Genomic DNA, 22,482 nt, shown 5'->3' with positions numbered 1-22,482 from the left:
GCCATACCGCCTCCCTCTTCAACTCCGCAAGACTTGCCGAGTTAGAGGATGAGTAACGAAAAATAATATTAATGGGCAGGGCAGTATAGTGCAAATGGATGTTGAAATAAAAAATTACTTAAAATTCATAAAAAACCGTGAAAACACACCTGTAATCGTACTCTGCTTTGTTTTATTTTTCGGCTTCATTCTGCCAACCCTCGTTTATGTCGATATCCCCTACGGCACCGATGCTTTCACCCATCTTATATACACCAACCTGATGGCTAAAACAAATTCTCTAAGCGAATTTTACGAGATGAACTTCGAAAAGGAATATATCGGATACGACTACCCCTTCGGACTCTGGATGTTCGGTTCAATAGTTTCCAAAATAACAGGAGCAGAGCCGCTTCAGTTAGCCCTGTTGACACCTTTCGGCTGTCTCACCATCCTGCTGCTGCTTTACTACCACTACTCGGGCATATTCGATCGGAATGGCAAAACCAGAATTTTATCAATTCTGTTCCTGCTTTCAACCCCTTCAATATCACTGAGCATTCTTGGATACTCCACATCCATTTTTGCGATGTTCGTGGATGTTATGATCATCTACCTGCTGCTAGAAGAGAGGCTGAGTGCGGTTAAAAGATTCATCCTGCTGAATATTTTCGTCCTCTTCCTAAGCATAACCCACACGGGTACATACCTGTTTATGATCTTTCTTTCGATGATGTTCTTCATAGTTTTTGCCGCAATTTCCGGTAGATTGCATAGAGAATCGTACCTGCTAGCCCTGCTCACGTTAGTGTACTACGTAATATCCATGCACATGTTCCCCCACATCCACTCTCAATACATAGGGAAGGGGCGGATTTTAATCTCGATTGGAGAGTTCATGTCCATAGGACCGCTCTCCATGAGGCCCATCCTGGAAACGCTTTACAATCAGTTGCTTGTTAACCTTAGTATATCCTTTATCGTTTTCTGGATGTCATTCCTGTTTCTCGCCGGCTACCTTGTCGTGTGGATAAATAGATACGCATCCAAAGCCCTAAAAGAATTTCGCATCAGTTCTCAGGCAATTTTACCGGCCGGTCTTGCAGGTACAATCTCCCATGGCCCTCTTTTCTGGCCGGTATGGCTCGGTCCGGTTAACGTAATTCTGGCAATTATTGGGCTGCTGAGAACGAGAAAACCGCTTATCCTGAGTTTGATCATTTCAGTTACCGTTATCGCACTCCCCTCAGGAGTTTTCGCAGGTGAGAGAGCATTGAGAGAGCTCTTCTACATGTTTCTCATCGTTCCTCCGTTATCCGCACTGGGTTTTTCAGCCATTAAGCAGTATATCTCGGGAATAAAGATGCCCGGCCTTAGAAACACCATCGCTTTCGCATCGTATCTGATTGTCTTTCTCTCAGTTATTGCGATCCCCGTGGTTGGGAATCTCTACTACCATCAGGACATTAGTGGCTCAAAATATGAAATAGACGGGTTGAAATGGCTTTCCGGAATAGGCCACTCGGAAGAGGGAGCAACCGGGCCTGTCGGAGCAAGACTGGCTATTTACAGCAATAAAATACCTGTAAAGGTTTTATCTGTTACAGCAGGATCTGAGATGTCCAGACTGATAAAAGATGAGTACTACACCTACTTTGGTCCACAGCACGAAGATCGCACCAAAGACTTGCTGGCATCCTTCGGGATAAGCTATCTTGTTTCCACTGACAAAATATTCAGAATATACGGACAATCACCGCTAAATCTATCCGTGGATAACAACAGGCAGCTTGACAAGATATATTCCACCAAAAATTTCTTCTCAATTTACCGCCAGATTCCATCAAAGCTCAGGATAGCCAATATCCTCCCAAAGATTAACTTTGAAGACGGGGTTCTGATCAAAGATGCGGGTGGGAGTTACCTAATTGACACCGAGTACTACAGAGTCCGACTCAGTAAGGAAACACCTGAAATTCAGTACATGGGCACCCGGTTGAAGAACTATCTGGGCGAAGGCGGTTTTGCAGACATCATTGATCTGAATCTGCTGACTCCTGAACGGAAGGAGGTAATCTACGGGCTTCAGGAAATACCATATTCTGAAATCACTCTTGGAAAGAACCAGATAATATACACCACAACAGTCAAAACGGAAGATGGCCGGAAGATGGCAACCCTGTCCGTCAAGTATACCTTCTTCGAAAGGGCATTTAAGAGAGAGATACTCATAGCCAACGACTGGAGTAACAGCTCCATGAGGGTGGGCTACACAGTCAGAGTCTACTCTCCGCTGGATATGTTCAAAATCAAATACGGTGAGAACGTAGAGACAAGAAGGCTTTATCCGAATGAAGATTTTGTGTTGCTCAAGGACACAAAATTCAGCGAGATGTTCATACATCACAACGGTACGGGAATTCTGTTTAAATACGGCCAGAACGTCCCGTATCCAAACAAAATAATCTACACAGGGTCGGTGACAGGATATTACATGATCAACCAGATTATGGATCCATTTCAGAATGAGCTATCTCCGGGTGAATCGATAAAGATCACCCAGTGGATTTCTGTGGGTGACGAAAAGTTTACCGCAAACAGCACTGACAGGTATTCCCTGTCCATATACCCATTCCCAAATGGGGTCAAACCTCTGGTGCTCATCAGCTATCTTGGAGATCTGAACAACATGTCGGTGAACGAGTTAAACCTTATCAAAAGCGTACACGAATTTTTCGCACAGCACCAGATACAGCACTACTTTGAAATCGTGAAAGTGGGAAGTGACCTGAACCTGCTCAAAGGAATTACCAGCGACGTTATTTACACGTCCAGAAGTCAGAAATTGCCAGAAGGCCTAAAAACAGTTGGATATTTCCCCAGAAACCTGAAATACAATCTGGAACTCATAAAATCCATGAAGAAAACGGGAACAGGATTCGTATTTTCCAAAGAGGTTCCTTCTCCATTCTACATATACTGGAGAGAGGGAGTTAGAGTGCCACATTTCGCCTACTTCAGAGGAGAAGAGACCCCCATACTGCTGATACCCATCTCCAAACCAACAATCAAGAAAGGAGGTTATCCCGATTTCACGAGTATGGCCAGCGTAATAGATGCCTCAGCAAGGTATGACTCTCTGACAGTTTTCAGATGGGATTCTGAATACCTGAACAGCTCTGCAGTTCAAAAAATGGCCCTGCAGGTACTGGAATATGCCAAAAAAAGAGGTTTGACCATCTCCGACCCATATGAACTTGCATCTCACATGATGCTCCTCAAAAAAGTGTCAATCAACGTATCCACGGATGACAGAAACGGAGTTATAAATGCAACAATCACGAATAAAAATAATGTGGCCATAAACGGGCTAACTCTAAAAATAGTTCTTCCTGCAAAACCAAGGGTAGAAAACGGAAAGCTGCTGTACAGAGAAGGGGACACGTGGTACATCTCAACAGATATCATGCCCGAAGAAACAAAGACGGTAAGGATATATATTTAAAAAATGCTTTTCAGCAGATCTTTACTTAGGTAGCCTGTAAGAAAAATCAGCAGTGTAAAGATGATGGAAACAAATAAGACATCGTAGAGAAAATTTGGAAATGATGTGAAATAACCAATGAAAGCGGTGATCGCCGTTGCGATGACCAGCCTGTGAATCTTTTTAACGAATACAGATGCGGGAGATAGATCCTTTGAAAGTTTCAAGGTTATCAACAAATAGAGGAAATAAAAGAAGGTTAAAACCGAATACGTACCCAAAATTCCCACCATTGTGGTGAGAGTGTGTACAGTCGGGACAAGGAACAGAAGGCAAATGAGTGTCGCCAAGACAAGGGATCTGTACTCTGCAGGTTTCTGGTAGGACACATTCAGATACGCCAGAAACTGCTGAACATAAAGAAAAATATAACCGACAGCCAGAACAGGGAGGAATCTGGACGAAACTGTGTAATCCTTGCCAAAAAGTAGTCCCACAAACTGAGATGGATACATGCAGAGCAGCATGATGCCCAGAACCAAAAATGCAAACAGTGCCCGGACGACATCACCCAGCTTTCCGGTTTCATAAAGCAGTTCATCTCTGTCTGCACTGCTTGTAGCTTCCGGAATCGATATGAAGCTCATTGACGCAAACGCAAATGACAGTATTGAAATAACCGTCAGCGACGCATCAAAATAGCCCTGCCAGGTCACTCCCAGGTCATGGCTGACCACAACCTTGCTTATCGTCTGGCTGAGTCCCCCGAACAGGCCCAGCAGATACACGGAAGCTCCGAAATACAGTATTTCGCGGTCGGGTGGTGTTAACCTGAAGTTTCCAAATATCGTTCCCCTATGAAACAGGAGCACAAAACCAAGAGATACAAAACTGGAGAACGAGAACACCAGAATGGCGATTATAAAATCAAGTTTTCTCAGTGTTGCCAGAAAACCAACGAGCATGAGAAGTTTGAGTATTGCCGGAAGTGATGCTATAATGCTTGTTGAGGAATAAAGCTTCAAACCCCTGAAGAGACCGGTAATGTCATTCAATAAACTTCCAGAAGTAAGGGAGACAAAGAAAGCAATGAATAACAACTCCCAGTTGTCAAGAGGCAGGTTTAAAAAGCTGAAAAAGGATTTATGGAATGTAAATACAAAAAATGCTGCAATCAGAGATGCTGTAAGCGAATAGCTGAATGCAAATCCAAAATAATTCCTTCCCTTTTTTGAATTTGAAAGAAGGTCGTGCAAACAGAAGTTTGTGAAATAAAAGAACATGGCCGGCAGAGATATCGTAACAAGGGTTATTATTCCATATTCATACGGACTTATGAACCTGGCAACAATAATCTTGCTGATCACACCGCTCAGTTTCATCAGCGCAAGTGAAAATATGAAAAACAGCGTGTAAAAGGGCAGGCCTCTTTTCATACATTCACCCTTTCATCCTGATGACTCTGGAAATCTTTTCCGCAATTCCGAAAATTGGAGATGAGTATTTTACCGCCGAATACCACGGAACAGGCTCCGGATTGAAATTTGACTTGTAATCGACGAGCCTTGGATTTTCTCCCGAATCCATCAGCTCATAGTACTCGTACCCTTCCTGACATGCCCATTTTATCGCCTCCCACTGTGCCAGATCGTTGGGATACACTCCCGCCAGTTTTGTTTTCGGAATGCCTATCCACAAACCGGCCCATCTGCGATAGTGGAGAGTCACAAGTCCGCCTACCCTCTCTCCATTTAACTTGGCCACAAATATTTTCATGTTATCGGGGTAAAACCTCTCCATCAGATCATTGAGATATTCCCTGTAATAATCCTCAGTAGGCCTGTATCCCTGCTCCTCGAATCTACCGTAGAGTGCGTTTCTGAGATAATCCAGATCATCATAATCGCCCATCTCAATGGTAACACCCTCTCTTTTTGTTTTCTCAATGTTCACTCTTGTTTTCCTGTTAAATTTTTTCCACACCATCTCCGGATTCTTCTCAAGACGTATCATGTAGGTATAGAGTGGTTTCACATCATATCCGCACCATATGAGAGGTCTGCACTCCAGACGTGGTGCACTTCTTACCCGTACATAGTTTGCATTTAACTCGGAAAAAACATACTCATCGACCTGCTTTTGGAAACTGTAAAAGTGGCTGACTTTTTTGCTCTGTTTCAGGGTTTCGTAATTCGCTATTACCGGTCCAAGATAGAGCAGAAGAGCCTTGGGAGGGGGTGAAAAGAGTGTTTTCGCAAATTTTACCTTTTTTCCAAAGAATGGATATACACCAATTGGCGTTGAGCCCTTGTAGCCCATCAGAGGATACAGTTTCATTCCTGTGTACCCTTCAACAATCTTCAACCAGTCCCAGAGATGGAAAATTGTACCATGCGGAGAACTCTTCACAATACCATCCCACAGTTCCGGATCTTTTGCCAGCTCAATTTCAACGCCCATTATTCCTCACCTCTGAACTTTTTCATGTACTCTGAAACATCCTCGATAATCCTCGCTGGAACGCCTGCAACAATTTTACCGGGAGGAACATCTCTCGTAACGACAGCACCTGCAGCAACAATCGCCGATTCGCCTACTGTAACACCCGGTAAGATTACGGCTCTGGCACCGATATACGCGTTTCTTTTAACCACAACAGGCTTCAGCGTTATTGGAATTCGGGAGTCAATGCAGTGAGCGCTCGAATCGTGCGCAAGTATGATTACACCTGGCCCGATATCAACACCATCCTCGATCTCTATAAGCTCTGGAAACGAGTCTTCAATGAATACACCATTTGCAATGTCCACACCCCTACCGATTTTCGTTCCCCTTAACCTGTACAGTGCCCTCTTTGCCCTGCCCAGCGGGATGCTCATCGCCATCGAATGTAAAAAGGCCAGGTAGATGTCACGAAGTTTGCTCATGGTCCCCTCCTCCTGCTAACCCCAAACCTGTCCTTCATCTTCATGTAAGCTCTCTCGATCAGTGATGCAATCGCAGACGACTTCTTTGCAGAAAAGCGAACAATAAGATCGAAATTAAACTTTGAATAGTAATTGTGAAGCCTTCTGTCTCCTGCCGCACCCATAATTTCATAATAGCTGTACCCCTCCTCACATGCATACCTTATCTCCTCCAGCACCAGCAGATCGTTTGGCGAAGGTGAAAGCTTCATTCTCGGTTTCGGAAATCCTATCCAGCTTAAAAATCGGTCTCTGTAGCCGATACAAACCGTTCCCGTCACGACCTCGTCCTCATACTCAGCAACAAAAACTCTTAAGTTGAATTTGTCAAATAACTCCAGCAGGTATTTTTCAGACACGGTAACGGGTTTGTTCTGCCTTTTGTACCTATCCTTCATCAGATCGTAAATAGCGATTAATTCTTTCCTCCCCCCTTCCCTCACGACTATACCCTTTCTTTCAGCCCTTTTACACTCTTTTCTGATTTTCTTCGTCATTACCCTTTCCAGAACCGAGTCCAGTCCATTTTTTAAATCGATCATATACCCATACGCCGGTCTGACCTCATAATCCAGCCACTGGAAAGCTCTCGGATCATTTACTCCCGGTGGTGCAGAGAAATAGATATAATTGGCTTTAAGAGTCTCCTCAATAAAATTATCGACTGATTGCTGAAACTCAGTACCCAGACTCTCTCGTCTGGACAGTCTTAAACCTGCATCTTCCACGAATACCGGGCCCAGATACGATGTTGCCGTACCCGGGGGTGGGGAAAAGACGGACCTCAAGAAAAGTTTTCTGTAAAAGAAAAGGGGAAACAGACCAACCGGTTCTCCATTCTTGAATGCAATCAGCGGATAAAGTCTGAATCCCGTATGTTTCTCCATTATTTTGAGCCATTCATACTCATGAAAGGCTGTGGCCTGAGAAGAGACGTTAACCACATCATTCCAATCTTTTCTGCTGTCCGTCATCAGAATCTCCATTCAAAACACCACTCTAACCTCATCACCTGTAGTGAGGATCGTAACTCTGTCCTTTTCTCTTTTAACCACTTCAGCTCCATATTCGATTTCAGCATCTCCCTCAATGTGAATATCAAGAAAGTGCTGCCGCCCTGCCGGAACCGGCCGTATCGTGATTTCGCCCTCGCCGTAGTCAACCCTAACGTCGGAAATTTCCCTTTCTCTCCACCATCTGGCGATCTCACACCCCGTCGCAACCCAGGCATCTCTATTCAGGCAGTATTCCACAATCTTCCTGTACATATCGCCCCATTCCGGAAATTCGAGGTCATTAAAAACAGAATGATGCCAGAGGATCGTTAGAACCCCCTCATAACTCTCAACCTTCCTGGCAATTTCCAAAAACTCCTTCCACGGTTTTTCGTACGAAAACAGAGCTATATCCTCGACCACGAGCGGGATTTCGAGAAGATCAAGTGCCCTGCCAGATTCGGCATCCAAAGGGTGGAATGGAAAACTCGTACCCCACCTGAATCCAGCGCAACTGTTAAATCCAAGAGTTGTGTCATAAATCAAACCGAGTTTTTCATGGTACTTCCACGTTTCGGGAATTTCCAGATTCAGGTTGTGCTGCCTGGTCCCACACACTTTTTCGCCCAGTACTTCCTCCAGTACCATCAATTCATTTTTCAGCTTTTTAAAATCTCTGTAGGACTCGAACGAGCCGTGCAGACCTACTTCCCATCCCCCTGAGGTCAGGGTTTTCAACAGCTCAGTGATTTTTTTATCCCTGATGTTGAACTTTCTTCCGTAGTGTCTCCAGGTTTTGGTGTCGAGCAAATTCACCTTCGCAGTTTCGTTGAGGAAAAAGAACGTGGATCTTACACCCAGCTCCATTTCAATCTGCATTATTTCCTCGAAAGTCCAGAAAGGTTCCTTACCACCCAATTTCTTAACAAACGAGATGATCTGATTTTTAAAGGCTCTGAAGTTTCTCCTTCTGAGATGTCTTGCGGGATAGGTCAGATACTGATAGGTCTTTCTGACTTCATCCACATCGTGTGTGAGGAGGAGCGCAAACTTTTTACCGTGGGGCCAGAATGAGTGCCTGACCACCGGTTTTTCTCTGTTCTCGTTAAGAATTGCATCAAATATCCGCTTCTCGACAATGTCCAGAAATGGCTCTCTGGAAATCTCCTTCCTGGAATTTTTGCTGTGATAGTGTTCCTCAATATGTCCCGACAGCACCCTGCCTATCCAGCCAAAGACGTTCGTATCTCTGGCAAAGTCAATCGAGGAACACCCGTTAAGAAGCTGACCATCCGGATGAACTTTGTATTTCATCTCAAAGTGTTTTATTCCGTGAAGCATGAAAATGTCTTCCTTATCCATACTACCACTTATCAAAATGGCGAAACATTGGAGATCACAAATCGTCTCTTGCCCGACTTTGCAGGGGGGATCGTTTTTACCAGCCTGATGACCAGATCCACATTCTCCCCTACCTGCTCCCTTAATTTCGAATAGATGTATCTTTCATCACTTTCACTGAACTTCTCATTTGCAACAATTCTTACCTCAAGCCTGTCGATACGATCCTGAATTACCTGAAATTGCTGCACACTCTCAATGTACTTGAAGAGGTTTGCAAAGAACTGGGCTACAATGTACCGGCCATCTGGTGTTACCACAATGTCCGTATTTCTGCCCTCTACAGAACTCATTAACGAGAGTCCCCTACCGCAAGGGCATTCCTCTTCCCCCTTCACTCCCACATCATTTATCTTATACCTTATAAATGGCATGGCAAAATTATCCAGATTTGTAAAAACAATCCCGCCCAGCTCTCCGGGGGACGCTTCCTCACCATCCCGGAGAAATTCCACAACCACACTCTCCTCGCATAGATGATAACCAAAGTGTTCCTCGCATTCAAATGCAATGGGTGTGCTTTCACCACCATACCCATCAAAAACCTTGCAGTCGAAAACAGACTCTATAGCTTCCCGATAATGTGGAAATAGCGTGTCTCCTGTAGTCATTACGGCAGCGGGCTTTGGTATGTCCTCAACGCCACTCTCTTCAATCATTCTCGAAATCAGATACATCGAAGATGCAAAACCTCTGATTATTTTACCCTTTTTCATGACCTCCAGAATTCCCGGCAGCGTTTCCACACTTACATCTGAGAAGTGTATGTAATGGCAGTTCATCAAAATATCCTGAATTTTTTTTCTGAGAGTTGTTCTTGCACTCATGCTGATCTTAACATAGGGATCGCCCAGACTGTACCCCGCCCAGCTCCAGCACCGAAATGTATGGGCCCAGCCGATACTGTAAGACGTTTTGTCCATGTAGTATTTCAGCGGTTCTCCGGTCGAACCGCTTGATTGAGTTTCCATCACCCGTGATCCCGGAACATTTCGTGCCAGAAACTGATCCGGATTTTTTCGGATATCCTCCTTTTTCAGCACCGGTAGTTTTGATAGATCCTCTTTTCTCCTGATGTCATCGGGTGTCAATCCCAGAGTTTTGAAGAGCCTATGATAATATGGAACGTTCCGGTATGCATGCCGAACCAGCGCCCTTAACTTTTTATTCTGCAGAGCTTCAATTTCGCTATGACTCAGCCACTGTGTTTTTTTGAGCCATGCAAGATGTTTTCTTATCTCCGTTCTCTGATATCTCTCCATTATTGGAAAAATCAAACTCCTGAACAAAGTTGAGTAACCTGACATCCACATCTCCTAATTATCTAATATGATAATTCATAAAAACTTTCTGGATACTCTTCAACAAACTGCGTTACCCATTCCGCAACATCAACCTTATCTCTTATCAATTTCTCCCTCTTTTTCTGCCACTCTCTCTTTGTATTATCGGATTCAAGCAATTCTGTAGCCTTTTCAACCGCTGTATCGTGGTCGGCGTAAAAGAAAAGGAGATCGTACCTGTCCCTGAGCTCAACAAAGTTTCCGCTCGTCTCACCGGTTGGTCTCCCGCTTTTATCGGACTCGACATGAATTGCCGGTGTGCCCAGCAACGCAGACTCGACAGCCATCGTGCCACCCTCCCCAAAATAAAGATCGGCATGGTGGAGAACGGAATGTATTTTCTCCGGGGAAACTTTCAGGAGATGCCTCTTCAGAGGGCCGTTAATTTCCCTCTCGGAAGTTATGAACACCCTGCCATATTTCTCAAAGTGTTTTACTGTCTCAAGCAATTGCTTGTAATCCAGCCCCTTGAGACCGGAATCATGATACGCACTCCAGGAGATGAGTCTCATCACGATATATCTTTCACCATCAATGCCAAGATCCTCCAAAACTGACCTGTCAGGTTCGAAATAATTCGGATGCAAATACGCCAGTTCCTGGTAGCCGTCATATCTGATGTTCTTTCTCACATTCCCACGAAAGCATCTGGGCGTGCATATCACCGAAGCAAATGTGGTGACGAGCTGGCTGTACCTCACCATCTCAGTATCGTTGAATATCACCGAAGGTCTGTTTATCAGCGAGCCGACCTGAGATATGTACGGACTGAAAATACCGGTAAGAATATCCGGTTTGAACTTTCTGGCAATTTTGAGGAGCTTCAAGTCCTTGGCAATCATGTCCAGACCCTTACCAATGAGTCCATTTTTACTCTCACCTATTTTGACATGTTCGATACCAAACGAGTTCAGTAAGCTAACGGTGAGATCCTTATCCCTCGCAACAACAAGGACCTCATGACCGTTTCTTTTCCAATTCGCTACTGGATTTCTGTAAAAGTGGACATGTCCGGGATGCCCCACATCAACCATTATCTTCATATTTTTCAACCTTAAAAATAAAATAATTTAAAATTTAATTTTACCTTTCTCTCCTTGTGAAATAATACACAGAACCAAGAAGAATACCTGCAGGTATCAGAATCGAAATGAACTCTGGTATACTTGGTCCGGAATCATTTCCGCAGTACTCGGTTATCCAGAATCTATTCAAAGCAGTTGACGGCTTTTCAGGCAGATCCGGGTTTCCAACACAGTTCTTCGGAATCGCCACTTCAAATGCATAGTTCGATCTGCCAAAATCATCCACACCCAGATCAGTAAGGCTGATCTGCGCAACACACAGATAGCTCATTGGATCAACACTTGAGAAATTGATCTTATCGGGCACGTTCTCCGGGAACGGGCTCGGTTTCGTCCAGTCGTTCTTTGTAGGGGTCATATAAACTCCACCAAGAACCCCTTCAGTATCTCCCGATCTGTGGAAATTCACGGCATACTCGTAACCATACCCTCCGCCAGGCCCAAAATCAAGCGCCAGATCTCCCATGGCGGTAGCAGTAGAGGTTATTATGAGTACGAAAATGTGTGAACTGTTCTCCGCAACGTACATTGCCTCGATGTCAAATTTTTCTCCAAACTTTCCAGATGGTCCACCATAGGGTTCCGCTCTGTTCCCAACCAGCAACGGTTCACGGTAGGGTGCCTGCCAGGTCGTATTGCCGTAAATGTGCACTCCTGTGTAAGAAGCGTTGTAGTTTATCGCTGCGCTGTTTGCAGGGTCCTGATTGTCCTCCACAAAGAAGCTGATACCATCCACTGTTGGAATCCATGTGGTTTTGTTGCTCCAATCGTCTGTCAAAATCTGGGATAATCCCCAATCACTCAGATCACCGTCAACAGAAACGTCAACGGCAAGAGTGGGGGTTATCGCCATTAGTATTCCTATCACTATCGACAGAACTGTCGATTTCAATACTTTCATTTTACATCCCCTCAACATTAATAGTTACTTAAGAGTATAAATAATTTTCCTATTTAATAAAATTATTATTATACTAACAATTACAATTATACTTACAACAGTTACAATAATCGAATAACAATTATTATGAAAATCGTAGAAATCAGTTTCTATTCAGGAGGAAAAAGGCCACAGGTAAAAGAAAAATGGCAAAAAGTATCCAGCCAAGATGAGAGTGAACTTCCATCATCGTTCCAACGCCGTAAAAATAGGCCAGATGGACAAGAATCGCCACTCTCAAAAGGTTGGCAAAATACGATGCCAGAACAAGCATTACCAAGATCGTCAGCAATTTCTTTGTCCGTATCTTCTCAATTGTCTCGGAATAGGCAAAAACCAGACTTACTATTAAAATCAGCGAGTACCATCCAAAACACGCAAGATCAATTTTCAGCACCGTTTCCTCCACACCACACACCTCAATCAGTCTCATCGCCGGGATGCTAACATTGTACCCAATTTTCTGCATTAGAGTGACCACAGGTAGCGTAACAAAATAGTGGCCGTAGTAGTACGGCAGATCAAATCCAATATTCTCGGGTATGAGGAAAAGAATGGTGTAAAAAAAGAGGAATGTGAAGGAAAAATAAACAGAAAATCTGCCAATCTCTGCAAATCGACGTAGATTTGAGATTATCAGAGAGAAGCCCAGTAACATCACCATCGAGTCCAGTGTCTGAAATTCCGAATTTCTGTAAATATTGTAAACCACAACAAGAAGAATTAAGAGTACACCAAAAAGAATCTGGAGCTTCGACGATTTAATTTCTTTTCTTCCGCTCTGTTTTGTGAGCAGGTAAAGAAAAACCACAATCAAAGCGAAGAAAACCAGACCAAAATACACAGAACCGTAGCTAAGTTCGATAAATGCGGCAACCAGAAATAACGCCACCAGAACTAATGCCAGACCTTTTTTCTTTTGAACCACACAACTTCTTTATTAAAACATTATAAAATTCTTTGCATCAGATTATCCAGCGAATTACCTCGAATGCCTCGGCGTATTCTGCATCGATCTGCACCCCTCTGGTCCTCGTCAAACTTCTAATGAACTTTTCTCCAATGTAAGCCTTGTCTCTCTGCGATTCGTAGCATTCCAGAGCCTCTATTTTTTTATCCACATGTCTTTCTTCAAGTTTGATAAAGCACGTCGTGTTGAAGGTTATGTTGTTCCAAGGTTGCTCGTAACCGAGAATGGTGTATTTTTTGAACGCCCTCAAAGTTTCCTCTCTCGTGACCTTGTGGTCCTGGTGGGTATCGAAGGATGATGGTGCAAACACCCAGTCAGGCTTCACCTCCTCCCTTATCTCAATGAGGGTGTCCAGGATCTTTTGTCTCAGTATGGGATATTCCCTTACTTCAAAATCATAAAGGAGTAAATTTGAACTGTCGACTCCCAGGATCTTAGTCGCCTCTCTAACCTCTCTCTTCAAAATATCTGGCGGAAACTCCTCAGGTACGGATTTCTCACATGCTGAGAGGGCCACGTAGTACACCTCCACACCCTCCTCGACAAATCTCGCTATACTCCCACCACAACCAAGCTCTCCGTCATCTGTATGCGGACTCAGGACCAGTACTCTCCTCATCTCCCATCACCCAGCAAATTTGCAGGATCTGAAACCTTACTTTCCTCAACCAGCTCCATTATCCGACGGTGGTAACTCAGACACCCAAAATCCACATCCGAAGTTACGGAACAGAATTCATTCAGGTTAATGCTGGCATTCTCCAGCGATTCCTTCCATTTTCTCACGATTTCATCGATACCGGCGCTGGCCAGAAGATCAACCATTGAGTAATCGAGAGAAAAGACCTTCGCAGCGATCTGAAGCAGGGTATGGGAATACAGGTAATATCCCATAAATCTTCTATCTGACTTCAACCCATGGAACCATTCCAGTCTTTTTTTCATTACATCGATCTCGAAAAAGTCGTTCCCGTACAGTTTTGAAATCTCCGTGATTACCTTTCTGCGGATCGGAGACAGATAATAGTCCTTGCTTTTCCAGTACACCACCAGCGGCCTGTCTATTCCGAACTTTGCGTACATTTCATTGGAAATCTGTCCATACCTCAGGCTACCGCCACTTCCAGAGATGAACAGCGAGGTACCAAGCCCCTTCGCAAACAGGAGGTTTCGAAATACCGCTCTCGGGGACAATCGGGCAAAAACCTCTTCAATGCTGTGGAACTCATGGGTTGCTTTGCAGACTGGACATTTTGCCGTGAAAACGGTTTTATGGTAAACCGGAGCATTGCCTCCACAGTCACAGAGGTACCAGAAGGGGGCAAGAGTCAAATCGTTAATTTTTCCATCAGAAATTCTTTTTTTGATAACTGCGGCATTGTAGATCTGGTTATACTCGCTCACATCTCCTGAGATTTCCAGCCACTCGTTTAAAAAAACTCCATTCTTCTGGAGGTCGGAGTATTTAAAATACAGGACGTTGTCAAAACCAAGGTGGTGGCATATTCTCGCAAAAAGGATTGCATTCACATCTGCAAAATTCTTTCCCAACCTGTAGCTTTTCTCCATTTCACCTGCTATCCAGTCAACGTTGTCGTAAATTTCCTCAATCTTTGCAATCTCTCTGCGCCATTCCTCCTTCGGTGGTTTCTCTAGCTGATCAAATCTCTTCAAGGTGTCTTTTTTACTCAGCTTAAACCCGATTTTCCTGAATCCGTTTTTGCTGATGTCGGGAACCCTGTTCTGATACAGCAGCTTCGCCGTTGCCGGATTGTAGTCATATATTCCAAATAAGGATATAACTCCACCGACGGACTCCAGAAAACTGGCCAGGAAGGCTTTTTTGAACGTTCCCGGATGAGGAAGGAAGTTGGGCTGATGCCCGGTTTCCACAACCGCATCCCCATCAATTTCTGGCATTTCGATGCGCGCATGCCTGTGAAACTTTTTCGCACATCTGACAACAGGGTCCATATTTTCACTGTCTTTAATTTTATTCCTGCCAATGATTCTCAAAATCTCATCCCAATTCATTCACCCTTCACCAATCTTCTATTGTTTATTTTTCTGTAATATTTATAGTTAACTAATGGAGATTGAATTCGATCCGGAAGGGAAATTCATTATAGTAACAAGTACAACAACTATAACAATTATAATTTTATAATTAAAGGAAATATTTATATATCTTGTTTTGTTATGAATAATCGTAAACAGTAAGGGGGTGATACTATTAAAGTAAGCGGACTCTTACTGGTTGCTGCGGTAGCTCTGCTGATTTCGATGGGAAACGCAATTGCCCAGCAGTTACAGGGTGATGTGGTGTTTGTTATAGACGAATCAGGAAGTATGGGCGATGAAATAACCGCAGTAAAGAATAACGTAGGGTATATTTTCAACTACCTCCAGTCGCATGGAGATTTTAAGGTTGGTCTGGTGGGATTCGGTGCAACCTTCAGTCCAAATCCAAATAATCCGCGTGTGGTATGTCAGCTAACAGATGACAGTACGACATTCACGAATTGCCTTGATAGTATTGTTCCCACAGGCGGATATCAGCCGGGTTTTGATGCAATCGTGCTCGCAACGAATCAGACTGCTTTGGGTTTGAGGGGTGTTGCTTCCTGTGTTATACTGATCACCGACGAAGATGCGGATCCGGGAGTCAACAACAAGACCGATGCCGTAAATGCACTTGATTCCGTACCTGCCTACTTCATCGGAATATTTGATCCACAGTGGGGATCAGCTCAGAATGACTACGGTACTCCCAACGGTGTTGCCGGACTGGTTGCGACAGGTGGGACTCAGGTGAATCTCGCCGATTTCAACAGCGATCCGACCGGTACACTGAACATAATACTAAACAACTGTACACAGGCACTGCAAAATGTCACCACCCAATGTAATGATGGTATCGACAACGATGGGGACGGGCTTATTGACTATCCCAACGATCCGGGGTGCTCATCGCCGCAGGACAACAACGAGTACAACGTACCGCCATCAGTCCCTGAGTTTTCACCAATAGCAGTAGCTGCTCTCGGACTGTTCGGAGCGGTAGTGCTGCTAAGGAGAAAGTAAAAATATTTTTTATCCATTTTTTTGTCTGTAATGGCGGAAAACAAATATATTGTATAAAATTACAATCAGGTCATGGAGCAGGGAGGCAGTGAGACCGATGAGGCTTATGACGGCATCATCCAGAAAAGTGCGATGGTGGCCATGATCGTGGGGGTGGCCATAGCAGCTTTTCTGATCTGGTCAAGCCTTCAGGAGTCTTACTCTGCAGTCTACATCTACCCCGACAGCTACACCAACTACATAAATGTTTCAGATTTGCCAAAAGAGATTACATTCAGATACGGAATTGTCAGTCACGAAACAAGAGATGAGGTTTACAAGATCAGCATTTTTTTGAATGGTAAGCTTATAAAGTCCAAACAGGTTAAAATAAAAAGAGGGGAAACTTTCGAGGAGCTGGAATCCGTCACCATCCCGAAGAACGTAAAACTACCCGCAAAAGTGAGTGTTGTTGTTGAAGTGGGCAAAGATACGTACGAAGCTCATTTCTGGATTAGAGGCTCTCCTTCCTGATGTTTTCTCGTGAGAATCAAGATTTCCAGTCTCCAAACAGCCAGGCAGATCATAGTGAAGGTCAGGAGAGCCACAAGTATATTCACAGGGGTTGTGGGTATGTGCAAAACCAGATCGATGAATAGAGTAACCAGCACATCGAATACAACGCTTAAGGCTCCTGAAAGTCCCAATCTCATCGTCAAGGTCAAATCTTCCTTTTTTGGAAACAGTATGAGGCTGAAGGCAAAGCCCGGAACGAAAAACAGAAATGCCAATCCAAAAACTATTCTGAAAAACTGCAAAATCATTTTGCCACCCTCAGTCTCCCCACAGCTATCAGCAGGATTTGCGACAGAACCAGTCCAGCCACATCTGCCATTAAATCAGACGTGCTTGCAGACCTGTACGGAACAAAACTCTGGTGGTACTCATCGCTTGCTCCATAAATCGCACCGATTATGATCGAAAGCAGCTCCGGTTGCCTCCCCACGGTCGATCTTATGGCCGGGTTGAGAACGAGACCGAATCCCATGTACAGCATCATATGAGCGAACTTGTCGGGATAGCGATACACAAAATAAAAAGGAATGCCCAGAAACTCGACACCCAATTCAACCATTTTCCGGTGCAAAAACAAAAAGAGGCTCGAAGGAACGGGGTTTGGAGGAGAAGAAATCGAAGACAGATAGAATATCATAACTGCATATATAAAAGATACAATCACAAACAGGTACTTTTTGGCCATAACATATACCTTCAAAGAAAATATAAAAATCTACCGCAGGTTTTGGAGTGGATCACTCTGCAGAATCTGGCAGGAATCTGGCTTGAATGGGGAGACAAGCTTAGTGAGTGTTGGATCAGTAATCAACAAACAGACCAAAAATGCAAAAAATGAATGTCAGGGAATACATAGCCAGCACGATCTGCCATTCTTTCATTCTAAATCGATGTGGCAGCACCCATTTAAGGGTGAGGGAGTTCGGTACCTCAATCGTTCCATCCTCCCGCACTTTCCCAAATTTTACAGATTCCCATCTTGGGTCTTCCGGATGCAGCTTCCGCATCAGCCTCCAGTAAACGTACATCAAAAAATTAACCACGTGGGGTACAAGCATAATAAAGCCTGACACCAGAAATCCGTTAGCTACGATGCTGGCTCCAATGGCCGCACCCATTGATAGAGCCCCGACATTACCCTCAAATATCCTCGACGGATATCTGTTGTACCACAGCAATCCCAGCAACACCCCCAGCATTGTTGCAAGTGTAAAAACAGTATCACGACCGGATAAAATTGATTTAATCAGTAAAAAAGCGATAATTATCGACGTAAGGCCAACTGCCATCCCGTTGAATCCAGAATGCATGTTAACGAGGTTTGAAGTAACCATTATATACATTGGAATGACGATCAGCCAGTAAAAGATTCCAAGGAATACCAGGCCGAGATATGGCAGAAATATGCTGCCGGTACTAACCTCAATTGCAAGGGGCAGAGAGAAGGAGAACGTCAAAATTATCTTCGTTATTCTCCCAACATCCGCATAGTCATCGAGCAGCCCAAAAAGTCCGAAAAAACATATTACAATCAATGCCTTCCAGTCAAGCCGGGTTATTGGGGGTAAAATGGAGTTGCTCCAGAAACTGTTTAAGATGTAAACAAGAGAAAAGACTGCAGACAGGACAATGAGTATCGAAATGCCACCACCCGTTGGTACCTTTCTCAAATCTGGTTTATAGTAATCCGGAGCAAGCAGTCCAACTTTTCTGAACTTCCTTATTTGCGCCGAAACCACGATAACGGAGAGTAAGAAAGAAATCGCAATCAGCAGGTAAACTCCCGAATTCTCCATGCTTTACGCCCTCGTATGAAATTTCAGATTGAATGTATCGAATACAATATCAGCATCCTCGGGTTTCATAGGAGAAATTCCCATTTCTTCCAGCTCCTTCGGACTGAACATCTCGTCAAAAGCCCCGACATTCAGACCCTTTTCTCTCAAACGCTGAACTATGGCCAGAGCCCTGCTGTGATACGTTTCCTTAACACCCTCCCTGAATGTAATACCCCTGATGCAGATTTTCACTTCGCTCAATGGCTTATCAACCTTCAAACACTCCAGAACCAGCTTCTCTATCCAGTAATCAATCATCTCGTCATTTACCTCTCTGGCGGTTCTCAGCAGTCTGGCCTTTTCAAATTTTTCTCTCTTCTCCATCTCCTTAATTAAAAACCATGGATACACAGGAATACAGTGTCCCCCCACTCCCGTCGATGGTAGGTGGATGTGGCAGTACTCGTGATTTGCATATTTCCTGGCCTCGTAAAAGTCAACACCGATTTCCTCTGCTATCTTAAGAAGCTCATTCGCCAGAGCGATATTCACATCTCTGTAACAGCCTTCGATCACCTTTATGAATTCCGCTGTTCTCGCATTGGAGACCAGATGGAGATTGGGAATGAACTTCTTATACAGATCGTACGCCATTTCTCCACTCTTTCTGTCCACACCTCCGATTACTTTCGGAAACTCTCTGAGTCTGGATAAACTGTATCCCGTCATTATCCTTTCTGGAGAGTGCGCAAGGTAAAACTGGCCAAGTTTCAATCCGCTTTCCTCTTCCAGCCATCTCCTGACGATGGTTTCGGTTGTCAGAGGCGGGACGGTGGTCTCCAGCACCACCACGTCACCTTCCTTTATCACTCTCCCAACGGACCTGAAAGCCGATTCCATGATCGAAAAGTCTGGATTATGGAGTGAATCAACGAAGAGCGGCACAATAACTATGAAAAGATTGCACCGTTCTGCATCCCAGTAATCTGTGGTGGCTATCAGGTTTTTACCCCCGTGCTTTTTTATCAGTTCGTCCAAACCTTTCTCCTCTGGAATCGGATTCATTCCCTGATTTATCATCCTGCATTTCTCTTCATCGACGTCAATCCCGACCACCTTTATCCCGCTCTCGGCTATCGTTGCAGCCAGCGGCAATCCAGCCTTTCCCAGCCCGATCACTGAAGCCATCACCATACCACCACCTCAAGAAACTGAGTTGATTGTTTCCGCAATATACCTGAGCTGTTCTTCACCGACTCCGGGATGGACTGGCAGGCTCAGAACCCTGGATGAAACCTCCTCAGCGACAGGACATCTCACATCCCCGAATCCGAGCTTAATGTAGAGTGGTTGCTTGTAGATGGGAGCCGGGTAGTGGACTGCATTTCCAATACCTTTACTCGTCAAAAACTCTGCAAATTCATCTCTCTTCATTGGAAATTCCTCTTCCACCCTTACAACATACTGGTGATAAACATGCTTCATTCCCTTCATTTCCACCGGTTTTACCAGTCCCTCTACTTTGATGTTCCTGTTCAGAAACTCCGCATTCCTTCTTCGCATTTCGTTTAACCTGTCCAGCTTTTCAAGCTGTGCCAGACCGATTGCTGCCTGAATATTGGTCATTCTGAAATTGTAACCGAGAAGGAGATGATTGTACTTGGAAGCCTCGCCATGACTGCGTAGCAGTCTGCATTTTTCTGCAATTTTTTTGTCTGAAGTTGTAATCATCCCTCCCTCCCCAGTGGTTATGTTTTTCGTTGCATAGAAAGAAAAACATCCGGTTCCAAAGCTTCCTACCTTTTTGCCCCTGAACTCCGCCCCGTGAGCCTGTGCAGAATCCTCGATAAGAATCAAATCGTGATCCTCACAGATGTCCATTATAGCCTTAACGTCAAAGGGATGACCAAATAAATGTACCCCTATTATCGCCTTCGTCTTCGGGGATATCTTTTCCAGCACGTCATCAGGGTTTATGTTATAGGTGTCCGCTTCAATGTCCGCAAAAACGGGCTTGGCTTTCTGAAATAAAATAGAATTGGATGTTGCTATGAAGGTAAACGGCGTGGTTATCACTTCATCCCCCTCGCCAATACCCCATGCCTTTAGAGCAACGTCAAGCGCAACTGTTCCGTTACTCACCGCAACGGCGAAATCAGAACCGATATAACCGGAGAACTTTTCCTCAAACTCTCTGACAACATCACCCTGAGCAATCATGCCGGATTTAAGGACGTTCACAACTCCTTCGATTTCCTCATCATCTATAAATGGTTTAGATATTGGAATCTTATTTATCATAATCCCACCTTAACTGACCAAGCACTTAAATTTTTTGTAGAAAAAAATTAGGATTTTATCTTGCCGAGTATCTCTTCAACACTGCTCGGCTCACCCTCAGTCACCTCTATGTTTGCCTTGAACTTCTTGAAGCCATCAAAGCTTGCCAGATAGCTTGCAAATATGCCGTTCGGGATAATGGCACCATTCTCAGGAGCGTTTTCTGAAATTTTTGCCTTTAGCCTCACAACCCTGCTGTTGGCCTCAACTTCAACCACATCCCCTTCTTTCACTCCGCTCCTCTTGGCAAACTCTGGATGGAAGAAAATTACCGGCTCTACAGACTTTTTTGTTTCATCCATTACCAGTGACTGCCTTGCAACAACGATTTCGGCCTCAACTTTCAGAAACTTGGAAAAACGCATCATCACAATCCCTCCCTAATCTTCCTGAAAATGTAGAGGTCGTTTATCTCTCTCTCTTCCATCGCTTCAAGCTTAATCCTCACACCATCACTCCTTACCATAGTTCCACTCATCTCTATTCCAGAAACGGCCGATGGTATGACGACATCAGCAACTCTGGCAGTGAAGCTCATCCTTGGATCGACGACCACAGTCTTGATTTTGCCGAGTTTTGCAGAAATCTCGTACGGCAGGGAGTATACGGGGTCGGTTCCGACGATGAGAGCTGCATCAACCCGATCGTTCCTCAGGAGTTCTGTGAAAGCAAATTCTTTGTCGCTCTTGCCATCCCTGAAGCTGTATTTGTTTACAGCTCCTGTCCTCTCAAAGAGGGTTTCGTTGAACCCCCTCATATTTGCATGGAAGCCAGCAGGAATGAAGTAAACCTTTGCCACCTCGTTCAGTTTCCTCACCAACTCCACAAATCTGTTCAGATCCCTGAGTCCATATTTCAATCCGAGTCCACCGAGGATAACATTGAAATCTGCCTTTTTCATCTCGTTAATTATTACTCCCGCTTCCTTTGCGTATTTGGCCGCCTTGCCATCAACAACCCTCATGAAGGACTCCACGAGCTCCTCGTCGTTATCAACCTGGATGTATTTTGCATTCTTCTTTGCCAGTTTCGCAGTTTCACTCCTTCTTACGTCAACAACAACCAGATACCTGTCCTCCTCATAGCCGCGCGGCCTTTTCGCTCCTCTCGGATAGTAGCTGTACCTCGACATGTGCCTCGGAAGGCTGTGGAAGGGGTTTGCCCCCCAGTAAACAATAACATAGGCGTTGTCCCTGACCTCGTCAAGTGTCGTTGTTGGTACATCTCCCTTCAAAACAGCCTCAACAAGCTCACCAAGGCAGAAGGATGAGTTATCATCTATGTAGCCATTCAGTTTCTCCGCAACATCAACCGCAATTTCCTGTACCTCCATGACAGTTGTATCCAATCCGTAAATTGCAGGATTCTCGGCATCTTTGAGAATTTCGACTGCCTTCTCTATCGCCGTATCGACATCAACCTCTCTACCATCAACCAGCGCCCTGGCCCTGTTCTCACCGTATCTGGAAAAGATCTCCTCCCCCCTCCTGCAGGCATGGAAAATCCTGCCATTCTTAATCTGAATATCATCACAAAGACACGAACAACCCGGACATATCATA

General features: G+C 44.5%; 21 protein-coding genes. 3 read left to right on the top strand and 18 right to left on the bottom strand.

Annotation, left to right across the window (positions count from 1 at the left end; genetic code table 11):
* The first annotated feature begins 94 nt into the window (after window positions 1–94).
* The gene (locus tag JFQ59_RS08845; protein WP_202320067.1) at window positions 95–3,484 is read left to right on the top strand and encodes a hypothetical protein; all 3,390 of its coding nucleotides are present in this window, start codon (window positions 95–97) and stop codon (window positions 3,482–3,484) included.
* On the opposite strand, the gene JFQ59_RS08840 is transcribed toward JFQ59_RS08845, so the two are convergent.
* The 11 genes from JFQ59_RS08840 to JFQ59_RS08790 form a co-directional block, all read right to left on the bottom strand.
* Entirely contained in the window at window positions 3,481–4,899 is a 1,419-nt protein-coding gene (locus tag JFQ59_RS08840) for an MATE family efflux transporter (protein ID WP_202320066.1), read from the bottom strand. The two genes, JFQ59_RS08845 and JFQ59_RS08840, sit on opposite strands and share 4 nt — an antisense overlap.
* Before the next feature lie 4 nt (window positions 4,900–4,903).
* Window positions 4,904–5,923: a lipid II:glycine glycyltransferase FemX gene (locus JFQ59_RS08835; protein ID WP_202320065.1), complete on the bottom strand. Its 1,020-nt coding sequence runs from the start codon at window positions 5,921–5,923 to the stop codon at window positions 4,904–4,906.
* Window positions 5,923–6,390: an acyltransferase gene (locus JFQ59_RS08830; RefSeq protein ID WP_202320064.1), complete on the bottom strand. Its 468-nt coding sequence runs from the start codon at window positions 6,388–6,390 to the stop codon at window positions 5,923–5,925. The genes JFQ59_RS08835 and JFQ59_RS08830 overlap by 1 nt, the downstream gene beginning before the upstream one ends.
* Window positions 6,387–7,415 (bottom strand): GNAT family N-acetyltransferase, encoded by a 1,029-nt coding sequence (locus JFQ59_RS08825; protein WP_202320063.1) that lies wholly within the window; start codon window positions 7,413–7,415, stop codon window positions 6,387–6,389. The genes JFQ59_RS08830 and JFQ59_RS08825 overlap by 4 nt, the downstream gene beginning before the upstream one ends.
* Complete coding sequence (locus JFQ59_RS08820; RefSeq protein ID WP_202320062.1) at window positions 7,416–8,786, bottom strand: polysaccharide deacetylase family protein; 1,371 nt, start codon at window positions 8,784–8,786, stop codon at window positions 7,416–7,418.
* 11 nt (window positions 8,787–8,797) lie between these two features.
* A complete protein-coding gene (locus JFQ59_RS08815) occupies window positions 8,798–10,138 on the bottom strand; it encodes a phenylacetate--CoA ligase family protein (RefSeq protein ID WP_202320061.1) in 1,341 nt (446 codons plus the stop codon).
* A gap of 11 nt (window positions 10,139–10,149) precedes the next feature.
* Window positions 10,150–11,211, bottom strand: a complete 1,062-nt coding sequence (locus JFQ59_RS08810) for a DUF354 domain-containing protein (protein ID WP_202320060.1) — start codon at window positions 11,209–11,211, stop codon at window positions 10,150–10,152.
* Between the two features lie 40 nt (window positions 11,212–11,251).
* On the bottom strand, window positions 11,252–12,154 hold the full coding sequence (locus JFQ59_RS08805) for a hypothetical protein (protein ID WP_202320059.1): 903 nt from the start codon (window positions 12,152–12,154) through the stop codon (window positions 11,252–11,254).
* A gap of 142 nt (window positions 12,155–12,296) precedes the next feature.
* Window positions 12,297–13,121, bottom strand: a complete 825-nt coding sequence (artC, locus tag JFQ59_RS08800; RefSeq protein WP_202320058.1) for an archaeosortase C — start codon at window positions 13,119–13,121, stop codon at window positions 12,297–12,299.
* A gap of 37 nt (window positions 13,122–13,158) precedes the next feature.
* Window positions 13,159–13,782: a PIG-L deacetylase family protein gene (locus tag JFQ59_RS08795; RefSeq protein WP_202320057.1), complete on the bottom strand. Its 624-nt coding sequence runs from the start codon at window positions 13,780–13,782 to the stop codon at window positions 13,159–13,161.
* Window positions 13,779–15,197 carry a hypothetical protein gene (locus JFQ59_RS08790; protein WP_202320056.1) on the bottom strand — a complete coding sequence of 473 codons (1,419 nt, stop codon included), beginning with the start codon at window positions 15,195–15,197 and terminating at the stop codon, window positions 13,779–13,781. Before JFQ59_RS08790 ends, JFQ59_RS08795 begins: the two co-directional genes overlap by 4 nt.
* Before the next feature lie 249 nt (window positions 15,198–15,446).
* Between JFQ59_RS08790 and JFQ59_RS08785 the strand changes: the two genes are divergently transcribed.
* Both JFQ59_RS08785 and JFQ59_RS08780 read left to right on the top strand, forming a co-directional pair.
* Window positions 15,447–16,247 (top strand): vWA domain-containing protein, encoded by an 801-nt coding sequence (locus tag JFQ59_RS08785; protein ID WP_202320055.1) that lies wholly within the window; start codon window positions 15,447–15,449, stop codon window positions 16,245–16,247.
* Window positions 16,248–16,319: 72 nt separating this feature from the next.
* Window positions 16,320–16,760 (top strand): hypothetical protein, encoded by a 441-nt coding sequence (locus tag JFQ59_RS08780; RefSeq protein WP_202320054.1) that lies wholly within the window; start codon window positions 16,320–16,322, stop codon window positions 16,758–16,760.
* Here JFQ59_RS08780 and JFQ59_RS08775 read toward each other — a convergent pair.
* From JFQ59_RS08775 to JFQ59_RS08745, 7 genes are all read right to left on the bottom strand, one after another.
* Window positions 16,730–17,050, bottom strand: a complete 321-nt coding sequence (locus JFQ59_RS08775; protein ID WP_202320053.1) for a DUF1616 domain-containing protein — start codon at window positions 17,048–17,050, stop codon at window positions 16,730–16,732. The two genes, JFQ59_RS08780 and JFQ59_RS08775, sit on opposite strands and share 31 nt — an antisense overlap.
* Complete coding sequence (locus JFQ59_RS08770) at window positions 17,047–17,487, bottom strand: VanZ family protein (protein WP_202320052.1); 441 nt, start codon at window positions 17,485–17,487, stop codon at window positions 17,047–17,049. Before JFQ59_RS08770 ends, JFQ59_RS08775 begins: the two co-directional genes overlap by 4 nt.
* 115 nt (window positions 17,488–17,602) lie before the next feature.
* The gene (locus JFQ59_RS08765) at window positions 17,603–18,598 is read right to left on the bottom strand and encodes an MraY family glycosyltransferase (protein ID WP_202320051.1); all 996 of its coding nucleotides are present in this window, start codon (window positions 18,596–18,598) and stop codon (window positions 17,603–17,605) included.
* Window positions 18,599–18,601: 3 nt separating this feature from the next.
* Entirely contained in the window at window positions 18,602–19,774 is a 1,173-nt protein-coding gene (locus JFQ59_RS08760) for a nucleotide sugar dehydrogenase (protein WP_230972423.1), read from the bottom strand.
* A 9-nt stretch (window positions 19,775–19,783) separates the two neighbouring features.
* Window positions 19,784–20,881, bottom strand: coding sequence for a DegT/DnrJ/EryC1/StrS family aminotransferase (locus JFQ59_RS08755; RefSeq protein WP_202320050.1), 1,098 nt, complete (start codon window positions 20,879–20,881; stop codon window positions 19,784–19,786).
* Between the two features lie 47 nt (window positions 20,882–20,928).
* Entirely contained in the window at window positions 20,929–21,288 is a 360-nt protein-coding gene (locus JFQ59_RS08750; RefSeq protein ID WP_230972431.1) for a molybdopterin dinucleotide binding domain-containing protein, read from the bottom strand.
* On the bottom strand, window positions 21,288–22,481 hold the full coding sequence (locus JFQ59_RS08745) for a formylmethanofuran dehydrogenase subunit B (protein WP_230972422.1): 1,194 nt from the start codon (window positions 22,479–22,481) through the stop codon (window positions 21,288–21,290). The genes JFQ59_RS08750 and JFQ59_RS08745 overlap by 1 nt, the downstream gene beginning before the upstream one ends.
* Window position 22,482 lies beyond the last annotated feature (1 nt).

Source organism: Archaeoglobus neptunius, assembly GCF_016757965.1.
Lineage (GTDB): Archaea > Halobacteriota > Archaeoglobi > Archaeoglobales > Archaeoglobaceae > Archaeoglobus > Archaeoglobus neptunius.
This window is presented reverse-complemented; position numbering and strand designations above follow the sequence as displayed.

Excerpts from the sequence above, each read along its gene's own strand:
- JFQ59_RS08845 (WP_202320067.1), top strand. The coding sequence starts at position 95 with ATGGATGTTGAAATAAAAAATTACTTAAAATTCATAAAAAACCGTGAA.
- JFQ59_RS08840 (WP_202320066.1), bottom strand. The coding sequence starts at position 4,899 with ATGAAAAGAGGCCTGCCCTTTTACACGCTGTTTTTCATATTTTCACTT.
- JFQ59_RS08835 (WP_202320065.1), bottom strand. The coding sequence starts at position 5,923 with ATGGGCGTTGAAATTGAGCTGGCAAAAGATCCGGAACTGTGGGATGGT.
- JFQ59_RS08830 (WP_202320064.1), bottom strand. The coding sequence starts at position 6,390 with ATGAGCAAACTTCGTGACATCTACCTGGCCTTTTTACATTCGATGGCG.
- JFQ59_RS08825 (WP_202320063.1), bottom strand. The coding sequence starts at position 7,415 with ATGGAGATTCTGATGACGGACAGCAGAAAAGATTGGAATGATGTGGTT.
- JFQ59_RS08820 (WP_202320062.1), bottom strand. The coding sequence starts at position 8,786 with ATGGATAAGGAAGACATTTTCATGCTTCACGGAATAAAACACTTTGAG.
- JFQ59_RS08815 (WP_202320061.1), bottom strand. The coding sequence starts at position 10,138 with ATGTGGATGTCAGGTTACTCAACTTTGTTCAGGAGTTTGATTTTTCCA.
- JFQ59_RS08810 (WP_202320060.1), bottom strand. The coding sequence starts at position 11,211 with ATGAAGATAATGGTTGATGTGGGGCATCCCGGACATGTCCACTTTTAC.
- JFQ59_RS08805 (WP_202320059.1), bottom strand. The coding sequence starts at position 12,154 with ATGAAAGTATTGAAATCGACAGTTCTGTCGATAGTGATAGGAATACTA.
- JFQ59_RS08795 (WP_202320057.1), bottom strand. The coding sequence starts at position 13,782 with ATGAGGAGAGTACTGGTCCTGAGTCCGCATACAGATGACGGAGAGCTT.
- JFQ59_RS08790 (WP_202320056.1), bottom strand. The coding sequence starts at position 15,197 with ATGAATTGGGATGAGATTTTGAGAATCATTGGCAGGAATAAAATTAAA.
- JFQ59_RS08785 (WP_202320055.1), top strand. The coding sequence starts at position 15,447 with ATGGGAAACGCAATTGCCCAGCAGTTACAGGGTGATGTGGTGTTTGTT.
- JFQ59_RS08780 (WP_202320054.1), top strand. The coding sequence starts at position 16,320 with ATGGAGCAGGGAGGCAGTGAGACCGATGAGGCTTATGACGGCATCATC.
- JFQ59_RS08775 (WP_202320053.1), bottom strand. The coding sequence starts at position 17,050 with ATGATTTTGCAGTTTTTCAGAATAGTTTTTGGATTGGCATTTCTGTTT.
- JFQ59_RS08770 (WP_202320052.1), bottom strand. The coding sequence starts at position 17,487 with ATGGCCAAAAAGTACCTGTTTGTGATTGTATCTTTTATATATGCAGTT.
- JFQ59_RS08765 (WP_202320051.1), bottom strand. The coding sequence starts at position 18,598 with ATGGAGAATTCGGGAGTTTACCTGCTGATTGCGATTTCTTTCTTACTC.
- JFQ59_RS08760 (WP_230972423.1), bottom strand. The coding sequence starts at position 19,774 with ATGGTGATGGCTTCAGTGATCGGGCTGGGAAAGGCTGGATTGCCGCTG.
- JFQ59_RS08755 (WP_202320050.1), bottom strand. The coding sequence starts at position 20,881 with ATGATAAATAAGATTCCAATATCTAAACCATTTATAGATGATGAGGAA.
- JFQ59_RS08750 (WP_230972431.1), bottom strand. The coding sequence starts at position 21,288 with ATGATGCGTTTTTCCAAGTTTCTGAAAGTTGAGGCCGAAATCGTTGTT.
- JFQ59_RS08745 (WP_230972422.1), bottom strand. The coding sequence starts at position 22,481 with ATGATATGTCCGGGTTGTTCGTGTCTTTGTGATGATATTCAGATTAAG.